The 13,219-nt window shown below is 62.8% G+C and carries 13 protein-coding genes; 2 read left to right on the forward strand and 11 right to left on the reverse strand.

All coding sequences use genetic code 11. The features are described 5' to 3' along the window. Positions 1-231, reverse strand: a complete 231-nt coding sequence (locus G453_RS0101835) for a hypothetical protein (RefSeq protein WP_027189663.1) — start codon at positions 229-231, stop codon at positions 1-3. A gap of 181 nt (positions 232-412) precedes the next feature. Here G453_RS0101835 and G453_RS27695 point away from each other — a divergent pair, with 181 nt between their 5' ends. Next, positions 413-679, forward strand: a complete 267-nt coding sequence (locus tag G453_RS27695) for a hypothetical protein (RefSeq protein ID WP_156920757.1) — start codon at positions 413-415, stop codon at positions 677-679. Here the strand turns inward: G453_RS27695 and G453_RS0101840 are convergent. The 8 genes from G453_RS0101840 to G453_RS21840 all read right to left on the reverse strand — a co-directional run bounded on the left by G453_RS0101840 (position 649) and on the right by G453_RS21840 (position 9,431). Then, positions 649-1,866: a PEP-CTERM sorting domain-containing protein gene (locus tag G453_RS0101840; protein WP_027189664.1), complete on the reverse strand. Its 1,218-nt coding sequence runs from the start codon at positions 1,864-1,866 to the stop codon at positions 649-651. The two genes, G453_RS27695 and G453_RS0101840, sit on opposite strands and share 31 nt — an antisense overlap. A gap of 698 nt (positions 1,867-2,564) precedes the next feature. Beyond that, on the reverse strand, positions 2,565-3,668 hold the full coding sequence (ald, locus tag G453_RS0101845) for an alanine dehydrogenase (protein WP_027189665.1): 1,104 nt from the start codon (positions 3,666-3,668) through the stop codon (positions 2,565-2,567). A gap of 169 nt (positions 3,669-3,837) precedes the next feature. Beyond that, entirely contained in the window at positions 3,838-4,803 is a 966-nt protein-coding gene (locus tag G453_RS0101850; RefSeq protein WP_235731665.1) for an ATP-binding protein, read from the reverse strand. A gap of 331 nt (positions 4,804-5,134) precedes the next feature. Beyond that, the gene (locus G453_RS0101855) at positions 5,135-5,806 is read right to left on the reverse strand and encodes a hypothetical protein (RefSeq protein WP_027189667.1); all 672 of its coding nucleotides are present in this window, start codon (positions 5,804-5,806) and stop codon (positions 5,135-5,137) included. Between the two features lie 60 nt (positions 5,807-5,866). After that, positions 5,867-6,946: a D-alanyl-D-alanine carboxypeptidase family protein gene (locus G453_RS21835; protein WP_051271430.1), complete on the reverse strand. Its 1,080-nt coding sequence runs from the start codon at positions 6,944-6,946 to the stop codon at positions 5,867-5,869. A gap of 44 nt (positions 6,947-6,990) precedes the next feature. Continuing rightward, complete coding sequence (locus G453_RS0101865; RefSeq protein WP_043643934.1) at positions 6,991-8,301, reverse strand: DUF401 family protein; 1,311 nt, start codon at positions 8,299-8,301, stop codon at positions 6,991-6,993. A 48-nt stretch (positions 8,302-8,349) separates the two neighbouring features. Further along, entirely contained in the window at positions 8,350-8,931 is a 582-nt protein-coding gene (locus G453_RS0101870) for a YkgJ family cysteine cluster protein (protein WP_027189669.1), read from the reverse strand. 143 nt (positions 8,932-9,074) lie between these two features. Further along, entirely contained in the window at positions 9,075-9,431 is a 357-nt protein-coding gene (locus G453_RS21840; protein ID WP_043643937.1) for a carboxymuconolactone decarboxylase family protein, read from the reverse strand. Between the two features lie 145 nt (positions 9,432-9,576). On the opposite strand from G453_RS21840, the gene G453_RS0101880 reads away from it, so the two are divergent. Continuing rightward, positions 9,577-10,470: a LysR family transcriptional regulator gene (locus G453_RS0101880; protein WP_043643940.1), complete on the forward strand. Its 894-nt coding sequence runs from the start codon at positions 9,577-9,579 to the stop codon at positions 10,468-10,470. Here the strand turns inward: G453_RS0101880 and G453_RS0101885 are convergent. After that, positions 10,467-12,215: a serine hydrolase domain-containing protein gene (locus tag G453_RS0101885; RefSeq protein ID WP_027189671.1), complete on the reverse strand. Its 1,749-nt coding sequence runs from the start codon at positions 12,213-12,215 to the stop codon at positions 10,467-10,469. The two genes, G453_RS0101880 and G453_RS0101885, sit on opposite strands and share 4 nt — an antisense overlap. Before the next feature lie 338 nt (positions 12,216-12,553). Next, complete coding sequence (thrB, locus tag G453_RS0101890) at positions 12,554-13,135, reverse strand: homoserine kinase (protein ID WP_235731666.1); 582 nt, start codon at positions 13,133-13,135, stop codon at positions 12,554-12,556. Between the last annotated feature and the right edge of the window lie 84 nt (positions 13,136-13,219).

Here is a 13,219-nt window from a genome sequence, read left to right on the forward strand (position 1 = left end):
TCAGCCCGCCCGGGGTAGGCGGCGAAGCGTTACCAAGAGCCCGATTCCCCAGGGGCGAGCAGGTTCGGGAGCCACAAGACGCGGCGCGTCCGAGCAAAGCCGGGTGAGGCCGCGCAACAGGCGCACCGCACGGAACAGGACGGCGTCCAGGCAGAGGCCCAGGCCGAAAAAGGCCGGGAGCCGCGCAAGGGCCGCTGATCCGTTGATGGTGTCGTCTCCTTTTTCCCACATGATGCGGCTCTAGTGAAAAGGACAGGAGTCGTCAAAGAAATGAGCCTTGCTCTTGTTTTGACACAGAGGGTTCTGATGCGATGAAGATGACGAGTCCAAAGACCTCGATACCAGCCAGCAGGGGGAATCGACAGAGGCGCGACGCAGGAATCGGAACTGAGCAGGCATCAGGACGAAATGGATGTGGTCAGCAAGGCTGGCTCCCGTAGCGTCGCGTGCGATGCTGCGCGCGCAGGTGTGGAACGTATCACTGGGCGTGCGGGCCGAGTCCGGCGTCTCCTGCACCGGACAGGCCATCAGCAAAAGAGCCCCCGGCCCGGGCCGGGGGCGATCAATCCGGTGTGGCTGGTGCACCGCCCGGATGGATTTCGAAGAAGGCGCGGCCAGGCAGACCGTGATGCCGCCGTTGCGCGGGCATCACTGTCTGGCTCTACGCTTCCTCAAATAGCCGATCCCGGCAATGCCGATGCCCACGAGAAGCATCGTGCCCGGTTCAGGGACCGGGGATTCGGCTACGGCCAGATGGAGCTTCGCTTTCCCGTTGCCAAGATCCGTGTCCCCATTGATGTAGTATGTCCAGACGTGGCGGGACGCCAGTCTTGCAAGCTCGTCGGCAGTTGTGTTGACGCCATGCTGGTATGGATCGTCCCGATACGCGATGAGGTGGATGTTGTCCCAGGATATGAATCCCTCCATAACCACCACGTGGCCGTTGCTCCACAATTCAATGTCCTGGCCTTTCATTTTCTCTTTCTGAATCCAGTCCCACGTCACGGCTCCGTCGTTCTTGGCAACAGTCTTGCTTGTGGGGTCGGTGTAATCCCCCTTCTTGAGGGTGGCACCGCCGCCAACAAAGTGGACTTCCAGAGGAAGCTTGTTGCTGCTAATGTAATTCAGTTTGCCGGCAACGAAATTCGTGTCGTACGTTCCTACAGTTGTTGTCGTTCCCATCTTGCCTGCCAGATCGTTCATTGTCTCGACGGTAGTTTGCGTGATTCCCAGGTTGAGGGATTTGTTGAGCCATTGCAGACTGTTGGCAGCAGCACCCGGGACGCAGTAATTCGTTTTCTGGGCAACGTTCGGCATGTTCATCTGCCAATGGGCCGTAACCCCGAGGTAAGAAACGCCCCAGTTGAGATTGCCGTTCGATGGTGAGCCGAGAGTTGTGTTGCCATCCGCCGCGCCACTGTTGATGATGTTTTGAGATGACCCTACGCTGGCGCTCCCTGTCACATCAAAGCTTGTGGGGATGCTTGATGCTGGCGTCGAACTGACGATATAGCCAAAGTTTAATGCAGGAATGTCAGTGCCGCGCGATATTCCTAGATCAAAATAGCTGGTTCCGTTGAATAGGGAGGTGCCAGTCATGCCGGAAGGCAGCAACGGGTTGTTCTGCACTATCCAGCGGGCGTTTGGAGTCCCAGGATCAGCCACCACGTTGATCCATTGCAATGAACTGCCCTGGTCATACGTGACGTTGAATTCGCCCCACTCGGAGTTAGGGGTAGACAGCAAGCCGTCTTGGTAAAAATCAACCTGGTTGAAGTTCACTGCGACGTTCGCGTGTGACAAGTAGGTAAAGAACGCCACGAAAATGAAAACAGCCGTTGCCAACAACAGTTTAGATTGATTCATGAAGTTCTCCTTCAGGTGAGGACGACGCGTTCACTCCTTCGGTTGACGGATTTTTCGGGGCCACCACACTGCAAGGCAACAGCCGGAACAGGAAGTCTTCCTAAGTTTTGTGGTTCATGAATTCCTCCCGTGAGTGACTTTGGGCGGCTCGTTTTCGTGAAGCTTCATGCGCTGACAGAGTGCTGGTGCAGATCGGCATCGAACGGAGCACAGCAGAATCAGGAACTGGAAATGAGATATTCAAAAGCGTGGCGGGTTGTGGGAGTGGCGCCCCCGCGTGAACTGGACAAGAGTTCCAAATGCTTTCAGAGTGATTCTTGATTGATGATTCCGCGAAAATAGCAGTGTGTTGGTAAAGCATTCTTTGTACCATGTCTGAAAATGTCCAGTTATGGCATGCATGTACTTTGCATGGGCTGTGTTCAGCCGAGCTGGTTTGTGTGAGAATTTTCGAATTGTGAACGGAGTTTTTTGCATTACATGCAAGGTGCATGGTTTAATTCCCTGAAATGGCGAGTATTATGGCAATTGGGGTGTGTTGTTGCACGTGTAAAGAATCTCGACATCTCCGCGTGCCCCGAGAGGCTGTACGCAGCTGCGCCGAGGCGCATGCGCGCCGCCCACATGACCCGGCGCAAACAAAAAGCCCCCGGCCTGGGCCGGGGGCTTTGATGCGAGGCGGATTGAGGCCCGGTGGACTAAAAAACGTCCGAGGGGGCGGAGCAGGCCATGTTGAAAGCGTCGCCCACGGCCTGGCAGGTCAGGAGGCCGTTGTGGGTGTTCAGGCCGAGCATCAGGCTGGCGTCGGCCTTCAGCGCGTCCAGGCCCTTGGCGGCCAGCTTCATGGCGTAGGGCAGGGTCTGGTTGGTCAGCGCGAAGGTGGAGGTGCGGGGCACGCCGCCGGGCATGTTGGCCACGCCGTAGTGCACCACGCCGTCGATCACGTAGGTGGGGTCCTTGTGGGTGGTGGGCTTGATGGTCTCCACGCAGCCGCCCTGGTCCACGGACACGTCCACGATCACCGAGCCTTCCTTCATGGTCTTCAGCATGTCGCGGGTGACCAGGTTGGGGGCCTTGGCGCCCACGATCAGCACGCCGCCGATCAGCAGGTCGGCCTGGGCCACGGCTTCGCGGATGTTGGGCTCGGTGGAGGTGATGGTGGTCAGGCGGCCGCCGAACACGTCGTCCAGGTACTGGAGGCGCTTGTGGGAGACGTCGAGGATGGTCACGCGCGCGCCCAGGCCCAGGGCCATCTTGGCCGCGTTGGTGCCCACCACGCCGCCGCCCAGCACCACCACGTTGCCGGGGGCCACGCCGGGCACGCCGCCCAGCAGCACGCCGCGTCCGCCCTGGTACTTCTCCAGGTAGTGCGCGCCCACCTGGGTGGCCATGCGGCCGGCCACTTCGGACATGGGGGTCAGGAGGGGCAGGCTGCCGTCGGGCAGCTGCACGGTCTCATAGGCGATGCCGGTGCACTTGGAGGCCAAAAGCGCGCGGGTGAGTTCCTCGGCGGCGGCCAGGTGCAGGTAGGTGAAGAGGATGAGGTCGGGGCGCAGGTACTGGTATTCGCTGGCGATGGGTTCCTTGACCTTGATGACCATCTTGGCGCCCCAGGCCTTGTCGGCGGAGACGAGCTGGGCTCCGGCGGCCAGGTATTCGTCGTTGGTCAGCCCGGAGCCGACGCCCGCGCCGTCTTCGACCAGAACGGTGTGACCCGCGCGGACGAGGGTTGCGACGCCGCCGGGGGTCATGGCCACCCGGTTCTCCTGAGGTTTGATTTCCTTGGGGATGCCGATGATCATGGTGGTCTATCCTTGTTTTGAAAGTTGGTGCCGGGCTCAACTCTGGCGTTCCGCCTAGAGGAACGCGCGCTGAATTTAACGAAATCAGAACTTCGTAAATCGAGGCGGAAAATCGCTCAATGTGACGAAGATGTCAATATCATACTTCCGGAGGAGTTGGCCCAGGTTGTCAAATTCGGGAATACTTGAGCGCGTCCTGCTTGAACTCCTCAATCATTTCAGGGGTCAGCGAAGGCCGGAATTTGGATATCTCAGAGATGATCGCGTCCGTGGTGACCACGCACTCTTGCCTGATCTCGTATTCCTGTTCGAAAGAGCGCTGGGCGATGATCTGAAACAGCAGCTCTATGTCCGCCGGAGTGAAGTTCTGGGTCAGGCTGACGAGCAGGTCCATATCGATGTCCCTGGCGTGTATCTTGGAGGTGTAATGCTGCAAGATGGTGCGTCTCCCCTCTTCGTCCAGGGTCCCCACAGGTATGATGCAGTCGAAGCGACCTGGGCGCAGCAGCGCTGCGTCCAACTGCCGGATGTAGTTTGTCGCGCATACAAGCAGGATCTTGCTGCCCGGCTTTTTCAGCATTGGGACCTGCTTGAGAAATTCGTTGGTGATGGACCGGTCTATCCGGCTTGCCTCGTCGCGGCTGGCGGCGATTTCCTCGAATTCGTCGATGAACACCACCACTTCGTCCAATTTCCGGACTTTCTCCATGGTGGTTCGGAGATTGGCCCCGATTTTGTCCACACCGTCGGCCATAAGCAGGCTGGGTAATATTTCGATGAACCACCAGCCCAGCTTCCCGGCCATGGCTTTGACAAAGTGGGTTTTTCCCGTGCCTGGGGGGCCGAAAAAGATCAAAGACTTCGGAGGGATGACGCCATGCTTTCGGGAGAGTATCTCCTCCCGCAGGGGCAGGATGATCCGCTTGTGGACCAATTGCTTGGGTGGCTGCGTGTCCGAGAGGGTCTCCCAGGCGTCCTTCTCGATGAAGTGCGCCCCCATCTCGCCAAGCAGGTCCGCCTGCCTGTTGTGAAGTGCGTCCGTGTCCGCTTCAACACTGTCCAGGTAGTCGAGGCAGGCGGCCCGGAAGCCCACCTCCCGCGACAGTCTTTCCGACAGGATCCATTTGTGGTCCATGATCTTTTGCCACAAATCCGATGCCTTATCGTCATCGTACTTTAAACCGCTGGCGGCAAAAATCAATTCGCCGCATTCTTGAGCGTGGATGCTCTCAAGAGTGTTGTCAAACATTGTGATTCTCCTGAAATGAAAAACGAGCCGATCCCAATGGGTCAGCTGTTCACTAGAATTATGCAAGGTAAGTAGACTGAAGAGAGGAATGGAAAATTCTTACAGTGAGTGTATGCCCGGATTAGTTGATAGTGTCAAACCAATTCGAGAAATATAAAGTCAACTAAATCAGCGTGCGTCATTGAAACAGGTCCGTGGCAGCACTTCGGGGAAAGCACTATTCCGGAATGAGAAGCAGGACCCAGGCGTCCAGTATGCCAGGATCAGTGAAATCGCGAGACGAGGTGATGGTCCGGGATGCCACGGCGTGCATGGCCTCGATGAAGGCCGAGGCGGGTGCGCCGTGTTCCCGGCGCAGCGACTCCTGCACGGAGCCGCACAGGTAGTGCGCGCAGAGGGGAGACTTGAAAAGGCTCAGGGTGCAGCCGGAGCTGGAGAGACAGGAGCAGTAGCCTGGGGTCAGCGCCGACCCCTGGTCCACCCGGTGCTCATGCTCGCTGCGTTGCAGGCCGGTGATGACGTGGGCCAGATGCATGGCGGTGTTCGTAGGGCGCGAAACCATCACGTCGGAGGGAGACAGGATGACGTGGTGGTTGGCGTTGCAGCAGCCCACGGGGGGGCGGTCGCAGGAGCCCGCGCAGATCAGGCGCACGGACGCGTCCTGGATGGCGTCCATCTGGCGCATGTACAGGGAATAGGCGATGGCCAGACGTCTGCACGTCTCGCTCACCAGTGCCAGATGGCCGCTCAGCAGTTCGATCTGGCTGGCGACTGCGGAATCAGTAAGGAAGGGATAGCAGATGGACGCGCCGCCAAGCGCGGCGAGGTCCCCGTCGATTGATTTGGGGCTTCCCTGGGAAAGGGAGTTCAGCCAGTGGTCAACCGGCATGGCGCCCCGGCACGATCGTGCCAAGGGCGCAGGGTGGAGCAGTTCGGGGCGTAAGCCTCATCATGGCTGCTTTTTCGAAGCTTTGGAGGATTTGCCGGGCTTTGCAGGCTTTTCGGGCTTTTCCGGTTCGGCTGCCGCCTGGGAGAAGCCGTACTCCAGGAGCCGGGCCGTCTCCACCTCGCGCACGATGGGGTTGCGCGAGCCCAGCACCACGGCGATCAGGCGGGTCTTGCCGCGCTTGGCCGTGGCCGTGATGTTGTAGCCGGAGGCGCACACGAAGCCGGTTTTCAGGCCGTCCACGCCTTCGTAGCGGCCCAGCAGGGAGTTGGCGTTGCGGTGCGTGGCTCCGTGATAGGTGTGGTTGGTCATGGAGTGGATGGCCAGCGATTCCGGGAACCGCTTGAGGTAGGCGGCGGAGAGCTTGGCGATATCGCGCGCAGTGGAGAACTGGCCGGTAGCGGGCAGCCCGTTGGGATTCTTGAAGGTGCTGCGGCTCATGCCCAGGCTTTTGGCCGTGGCGTTCATCTGCGCCACGAAGCGGCGCGAATCGCCCTTGCCCATGTACTCGGCCACGGCCACGCAGGCGTTGTTGGCCGAAACCACGCTGATGCCCTTTATTATCTCGGAAAGCGGCACCTTCTCGCCCTTGTAGAGGCTCATGGTGGAGCCGCCGGTGCGGATGGCCAGGGCACTTACAGGGATGGGGGTGTTCTCGGTGATGCGCTTCTGGGCCAGGGCTTCGCGGATGATATACAACGTCAGCACTTTGGTGATTGAGGCGGGGGGGATGCGTTCGTCGGCGTCGTGGGCGTAGTACACCTTGCCGGTGTTCATGTTCATCAGGAAGGCGGACTTGACGTTCAGATGCAGGGGGCCGGTATCGTCGCGCGCCGCGATGGGAACGGCGGCCGCAGCCTGCCTGCCTGCGCGTGATTTTTTGCCCTTCTTTCCTTTCCGGGGAGCAGGATTGTCTTCAGTCTGCTTGGATTTCGAGGACTTGGAAGATACCTGCTTCTGATGCTCGCCTTTCGCGGAGGCGGCTTGGACAGGTTCGGACTGCCACGGGAGCGAAAGCAACATGGCCAGCGCCAGGCACAACAGTCTGGCGGTGAAGCCTTTCCATTCGGATACGACCCTCATGGCGGGTGGTATTACGTCCATCAGGGCTTTAGGTCAACGCGCGATCAAAGCGACCTGAGTACGAAAAACCATCCGCCCCCGAAAACCAGCAGACCAAGGCACGCCGGCATCACCTGCCGCCAGAAGCGCGGCATGTCCACGCCGAAGTACTGGCAGGTCATCACCAGGCAGATGTGCAGGGGCGAGGCCATCACCCCGGCAAAGCCGCTCACCAGCGCCAGCATGGCCCAGGCCATGGCCTGGTGCTGCATGCCAAGCTGGTCCAGAAGCCCCAGCATCAGCGGGAAGGCCGCGCCCACGAAGGCCATGGTCACGCCCGCCACCATGCCCACCAGGGCCGGGACGAACACCGCAGCCGTCAACAGGGCCGCGCCGCCGCCCAGCTTCACCAGTTCGCGCACCACCCCGGCCTCGTCCATCACCGCGTTGAAGGCGAAGATCGCGGCCACCATCACCAGGGTCTGGCGCAGCTCCTTCTGCATGAGGCTCTGCCACAAAAAGGACATCCCGGCCTTGTTCTGCGCGAACACGCACACGATGGCCGCCAGCAGCGCCCCCATGATGCCGAGCTCGAAGGAGGCGTCCGGAAACATCGCCGACACAGCCGCCTCCAGCACCAGCGAGCCCACGATGGCGATGATCATCGGCAGGCCCAGGCGAAACGCCAGGCGCAGGTCGCGTTTCGGGGCTTCTCCCGCACCGCCGTTTTGGCCTGCCAGGCCTGCCTGGGCGTCGAGCGCCGCGAGCCTCGGCCCCATGGGGCGCAGGATGAACCACCAGCCAAGCCCGAAGAACACCACCGACCCCAGGCCCGTGCTCAAAATCACCGTGGACAGCGGCAGGTTCAAAAGCCCCGCCGTCATGATGATGCCCGGATACAGCGGCCAGGACAGCTCCCACACGTGGCGGAACCAGTAGTTCACCAGGGCCATCTCGTCCTGGCTGATGCCCAGGGGCTCGCCGGTCTGGCGCACCATTGGGGCGGAGAAGGCTGCGCCGCCGGGCATGGGCAGAAGCCCTATCAGCACCGGAAAGAAGATCAGGCGCAGGCGGCGGCTGGGCAGAAAACCCGCCAGGGCGTCCATGAGCTTGAGCGACTGCCCGGTGCGTTCCAGAACGTGCGACAGCATGAGGATAAGCACCACGATCAGGGCCAGGGACACGCACTGCCAGCCCACGCTGGCTTTGGCCGCAACGCCGACCCAGGTGAGCGGACCCATGCCGAACAGGAGCGCCAGCACCAGTCCGCCCGCGAAGATGGAGGCCCCGATGCCAAGCTTCAGACGCATGCCTGTCAGCATGCAGCCGAACGCCAGGAGAATCTTGCCGAGTGCGAATACGCCTTCCCAGATCATGATGGGTACTTCATTTGTCCTGTTGAGGATTTGCCGCGATGGGCTGCGTTATAGCCTGGGCGGCCCCGCCACCAGCATCTCGGAGAGTGTCAGGTCCACGCGCGGCACCTGGTTGCGCCTGCTGCCCAGGAATTCCATCTCCAGTTGGGCCAGCTCCTTGTAGAGCGAGGTGCGGTCCACCCGGCCGTATTCCGGGCCTTGCACCAGCTCCATGCACCTGGGGCAGCCGGGGAACTGCTGGAGCCCCGCACGGCCAATCACGACGTTGGGCACGCCGTACAAGCGGCAGATCATCATGCGGTGTTCGTACAGGCCGCACTTGCCGTCGTCGTTCACCGGGCACATCACCTTGGGGACTTCGCCGCGCGCCAGGGCCTCGCGGGTGCGCTCCACGTTCTCCTGGGCGCGCGCCAGATACTCGGCGCGCTTGTCCTCGGGCAGGGCGTTCATCCCCTCCCACAGGTAGTGCCACTCGATGTGGGTGTGGTGCTGGAAGTAGCTGACGCAGCAGTTTTGGGCGCAACCTTCGCAGGTGAAATCCGAGGGCGCGGCCTTGGAGTAGGCCTGGGCCATCTTCACGTACAGGGCGGCGAGGCGGCGCGACAGGGTGCGCTTGCTGGTGAACTTCATCGGGGTGTGCCTCCGGCGGCCCGGAGGAGAACTTTTTGAAAAAAGTTCTCCTCCGGGACCTCCTCTCAAAAACTTTTAGTGGGCTTCGCGACCAGTGCGAAAGTGTGTCGGAAGGGCTCCACTACTGCTAATCCCGACTGAACTCAATCGCCGGAATGAGGCGGGAAGACCGAATCGAGCACCTCCAGCGCGAACCGCGCCGACACCGTGGCCGGGCCGCCGCCCATCTCGATGCCCACCTCGATAGCTTCCAGGAGCTGACGGAAGTCCGCCCCGGCGGCGGCAGCCTGCTCGATGTGCCACTGCATGCAGGAGCGGCAGTCGATCACCACCGAGATGCCCACGGCGATCAGCTCCTTGGTCATCTTGGGCAGGTGTCCGTCGGAGTAGGCGGCGCGCTCCATGTCCAGGAACGCGGCGTACACCGGCGATTTCAGGTCCAGAAGCCGCTTGTGGGCCTTCTTGCGGGCAAGGCTCAGGGCGCGAAGTTCCTCGTTCATGATCCCCTCCGGAGTTGCCGATGAACATGGTTCGGAATATCCGAATGCTGTCTGGAAATGCTCACATCTTGATGCTATCTCTATAATCGTGCAGCACGATGGACAAGCGATTATGCATGAACCTTCGATTCGGAAAACGTGAACCATGCTGGAAATGCGACTGCTCAAGACCTTCCTGGCCGTGGCCGCCGACTGCTCCTTCCGTAAGGCCGCCGAGGCGCTTCATCTGGCTCCGTCCACGGTGACGGCCCAGGTGAAGTCCCTGGAGGACGACCTGGGCTTCCCTGTTTTCGACCGCATCGGGCGGCGCGTCCTGCTCACCGAGCAGGGCAGCAGGCTCCTGGGCCACGCCCGCAGGCTGGTGGACATGGAGGCCGAGACCCGGCGCGCGCTGGGCAGCGGCGGCGACGAGTGCGGCGAATTGTCCGTTCGCATCTCCGAGAGCCTGGGCGTGCGCTGCATGCCGGACGTGCTGGCCCGCTTCCGGCAGCGTTTCCCCGAGACGCGCCTGCACATCAGCACCGCGTCGCGCCTGGGCCTGGCCCGAGACCTGCGCCACGGTTCCACGGACCTTGGCCTGCTGCTCTCCGAGCCGTTTTCCGCAGCTGGCCTCCACGTGGAGATACTCGGGCGCGAGCGGCTGGCGGTCATCGCACCGCCGGGCTCGCCCCTGGCGGCTCTGGCGCAGGTGCGTCCCGGCGACCTGGAGGGCACGTCGCTTTTCCTGACCCGCCACGTCTGGAGCGCGCGCAGGCTCATCGAGGAGGCCTTGCTGGAGGCGCACGTGCGCTCCGCCCCGGTGGTGGACTGCTCCAGCGTGGAGATGGTCAAGCGTTGCGTGATGGCCGGGCTCGGGGTCTCGGTGGTCCCGGCCTTCGCGGTGCGCGAGGAAGTGGCGCGAGGAGCCTTGGCATTGCTCGATTGGGCGGGCGGGCCGCTCTCGGCCCCGGTGATGCTGGTGCGCCACGAGGAGCGCTGGGTGTCCCCGGCGGTCCGGGGGTTCATGGAGGCGGTGCGGGAATACTTTGGCGCGTCCTAACGGGCGACGCGCCTGAAATCGTAGCCCGAGTGGTACAGGCCGCCGTTTTCGGCCCGGACCACGCCGCCCGAGCCCGTGCCGATGCCCCCGATCACCGCCTCCTGATCCGACACCGGCGCCAGCGGGAACGACGACAGGGCCGTGGGCGCGTCCGGCATGCCCGAGGACACGCCGATCCTGGCCACAAGCAGGCCGTCCTGCTCCAAAAGTTCCAGGGACCGGTAGCTGATGCCCCGGCCCTGCTGGTCCGTGACGTACACGCCAAGCCGGTCCTTCCAGGCCTGGGGTATCGGGCGCGGGTTCATCTTTTCGAAGGGGTAGGGCATGGCGTGGCCGCGCAGCACCAGCACGTCGCGTCCCGCAGCCCTGGTGAACTCCAGGGACAAGTCCGGCATCACCCGCGTGGCCAGCCCGAAGAGCGCCTCCTTGCGCGGCAGGAAGGTCATCCGTCCCGCCTCGCCCTGCACGGGCGACAACTCAACCGTGCGGTCCCACAGCCACATCTTGAGCCCTTCCGCGTCCTGCCAGACGTTGCCCAGAAGCGAGGAGAACGTGGCATAGGCCCCGACCACCCTCGCCAGCTCGTCCGCTTTCACCGCCACGGGCAGCGGCGTGGCGGGTGCCGGGACAGGCGTGGGCTTGATTCCGGTCTTGGCCTCCAGGGCCAGGTCCAGAGCCTCGATGCCAAGTGTGGACAGGAAATGCGAGGCCTCCTGCGTGTTGGAAAGGATAACCACCCCCAGCTTCTCGCCGGGCAGCATGGCGCAGAAGGCCTGGAACGGGATGGCTGCGCCCCCGTGCCAGACCAGGGGCTGACCGCCTTTCAGATGGACGCCCGAGAGCATCCAGCCCAGGCCCATCTCGTGGCCGAAGTCCAGCGGAAGGCCGGGGAACTGCACCCGGGTCATCTCCCGGAGCGTTCCCGGCGACACCACGCCGCGCCCCTGCGCGAACACTGCGCTCAGGAAGCGGCTCATGTCCGTGACCGTGGTGAACAGCGCCCCGGTGGGCTGGTCGCGCAGGGTGGGGCGGTCAGCCTCGTGGTCGCCCTGGTAACCCTTGGCGTAGCGCGGCCAGAGCCTTGCGTTCATCACGAAGCTGGAGTCGTTCATGCCAAGCGGCCCCAGGAGCCCGTCCTGCATGGAACGCGCGAACTCCTTGCCGTCCTGCGTCTCGATCATGCGCCCAAGCAGGCTGTAGGCCACGTTGGAATAGCGGAACTCCGTGGCCGGGGCGCTGGCCAGGCTCTCGCGCGCGATCTTCGGGACGAACTGGGCCAGGGTGTCCGGGGTTTCTGTCCACATTCCGGCCACCACGTCCGTGGGCAGGCCGGAGTGGTGCGTCATGAGCATGCGGGCCGTGATGGGCTCATCCCGGAAGCGGCTGCGCACCGAGAACTCCGGCAGCACGCGGCGCACGTCGGCGTCGATGTCCAGGCGTCCCGCCTCGCTGAGCTGCATGGCCCGCATGGACGTGAGCACCTTGGAGATGGACCCCGCGCGGTACACGGTGTCCACCGTGGCGGGAACCTTCGCGGCCTCGTCCGCGTAGCCGAAGCCGCGTGACCAGACCACGCGCTGGTCGTCCACCAGGGCGATGGACAGGCCCTTGACCTTGTTCACGGCCATTTCGCGCTTGATGGTGGCCGTCAGGCGCTTGACCACCGGAGCGTAGGCGTCCGGCGCGGCCATCGAAGGGAGGGGCGAAAATACCAGGAGGATGAGGGCGAGGATACAGGCGTTCATAGGGGGGACTCTAGCGCATTTGGGGGCCGTGGGAGAAGAGGGAGAGAATGCCTCCGGCGGCCAGAGAGGAAACTTTTTGGAAAAAAGTTTCCTCTCTGGACTCTCCTTCAAAAACTTTTAATGGGCTTCGCATTCCAGTGCGGTGGAATGTCGTTATCGCGGCGGCTGAGGGCGTGGACGGGACAGCCCCAACCACCGCGTAAGTTTGCGAAGCTAATTGAGGGTCCAGGGGGATCATCCCCCTGACGGGAGTGTGCAGAGCGGGCGGAGCCCTCTTTGCCCGCCGGAGGCCTCTTCTTGTCTTCTCGCCGGGTCTGGGCGGAGCCCAGCAATCCCGCCTACTCGTCTTTCGCCAGCAGCTCGGCCAGCTTGTCGGCGCAGTGGCTGACGCACTGCTCAAGCCCTGCCGCGTCGGTGCAGACGCTGAAATCGCAGGCTTTCATGTAGAGGGGGGCGCGCTCGGCGTAGACATCGGCCAGCGAATGGCCGTCCGGGCGCACGAAGGCCCGGCCGGTGGCGTCCTTCACGCGGTCCAGGAAGGTGTCCAGCTCGATGTGCAGATGGATGACCGGCCCAAGCGCCTTCAGGCGTTCCATGGCCGCGCGGCTGTACACCACGCTGCCGCCCGTGGACACCACGGCGCGCTTGACCCCGAGTGTGGCCACCACGGCTTCTTCCACGGCCAGGAAGCCCTTGAGGCCGCGCTCGTCCATGATGGTCTGGAGGGGCTGACCCAGGGTGGCCTCGATGAGGCGGTCGGTGTCCAGGTGCGCCCAGCCCAGGCGGCGGGCCAAGGCCCGGCCCAGCGTGGATTTGCCCGCACCGGCGATGCCGATGAGGCTCACGCACCGCTCGTCGGAGACGCGCCCCATGGGTGCGAATGTTGCGGTGGCTTGGGAGCGCGGTTCCAGGTTCGTCATGTCGTATCGGGCTGGTCCGGCCCAGGGTGCGGGTTGAAAAAAGCCCGCGCGGGCGCATGTCCGCGCGGGCCGTCAAGGCATAAT

Origin of the sequence: Fundidesulfovibrio putealis DSM 16056, assembly GCF_000429325.1 — a bacterium.
GTDB classification, from domain to species: domain Bacteria; phylum Desulfobacterota; class Desulfovibrionia; order Desulfovibrionales; family Desulfovibrionaceae; genus Fundidesulfovibrio; species Fundidesulfovibrio putealis.

Bases quoted from the DNA above. Each gene is read 5' to 3' on its own strand.
- G453_RS0101835 (WP_027189663.1), bottom strand. From the start codon at position 231: ATGTGGGAAAAAGGAGACGACACCATCAACGGATCAGCGGCCCTTGCG.
- G453_RS27695 (WP_156920757.1), top strand. From the start codon at position 413: ATGTGGTCAGCAAGGCTGGCTCCCGTAGCGTCGCGTGCGATGCTGCGC.
- G453_RS0101840 (WP_027189664.1), bottom strand. From the start codon at position 1,866: ATGAATCAATCTAAACTGTTGTTGGCAACGGCTGTTTTCATTTTCGTG.
- ald (WP_027189665.1), bottom strand. From the start codon at position 3,668: ATGATCATCGGCATCCCCAAGGAAATCAAACCTCAGGAGAACCGGGTG.
- G453_RS0101850 (WP_235731665.1), bottom strand. From the start codon at position 4,803: ATGGACCACAAATGGATCCTGTCGGAAAGACTGTCGCGGGAGGTGGGC.
- G453_RS0101855 (WP_027189667.1), bottom strand. From the start codon at position 5,806: ATGCCGGTTGACCACTGGCTGAACTCCCTTTCCCAGGGAAGCCCCAAA.
- G453_RS21835 (WP_051271430.1), bottom strand. From the start codon at position 6,946: ATGAGGGTCGTATCCGAATGGAAAGGCTTCACCGCCAGACTGTTGTGC.
- G453_RS0101865 (WP_043643934.1), bottom strand. From the start codon at position 8,301: ATGATCTGGGAAGGCGTATTCGCACTCGGCAAGATTCTCCTGGCGTTC.
- G453_RS0101870 (WP_027189669.1), bottom strand. From the start codon at position 8,931: ATGAAGTTCACCAGCAAGCGCACCCTGTCGCGCCGCCTCGCCGCCCTG.
- G453_RS21840 (WP_043643937.1), bottom strand. From the start codon at position 9,431: ATGAACGAGGAACTTCGCGCCCTGAGCCTTGCCCGCAAGAAGGCCCAC.
- G453_RS0101880 (WP_043643940.1), top strand. From the start codon at position 9,577: ATGCTGGAAATGCGACTGCTCAAGACCTTCCTGGCCGTGGCCGCCGAC.
- G453_RS0101885 (WP_027189671.1), bottom strand. From the start codon at position 12,215: ATGAACGCCTGTATCCTCGCCCTCATCCTCCTGGTATTTTCGCCCCTC.
- thrB (WP_235731666.1), bottom strand. From the start codon at position 13,135: ATGACGAACCTGGAACCGCGCTCCCAAGCCACCGCAACATTCGCACCC.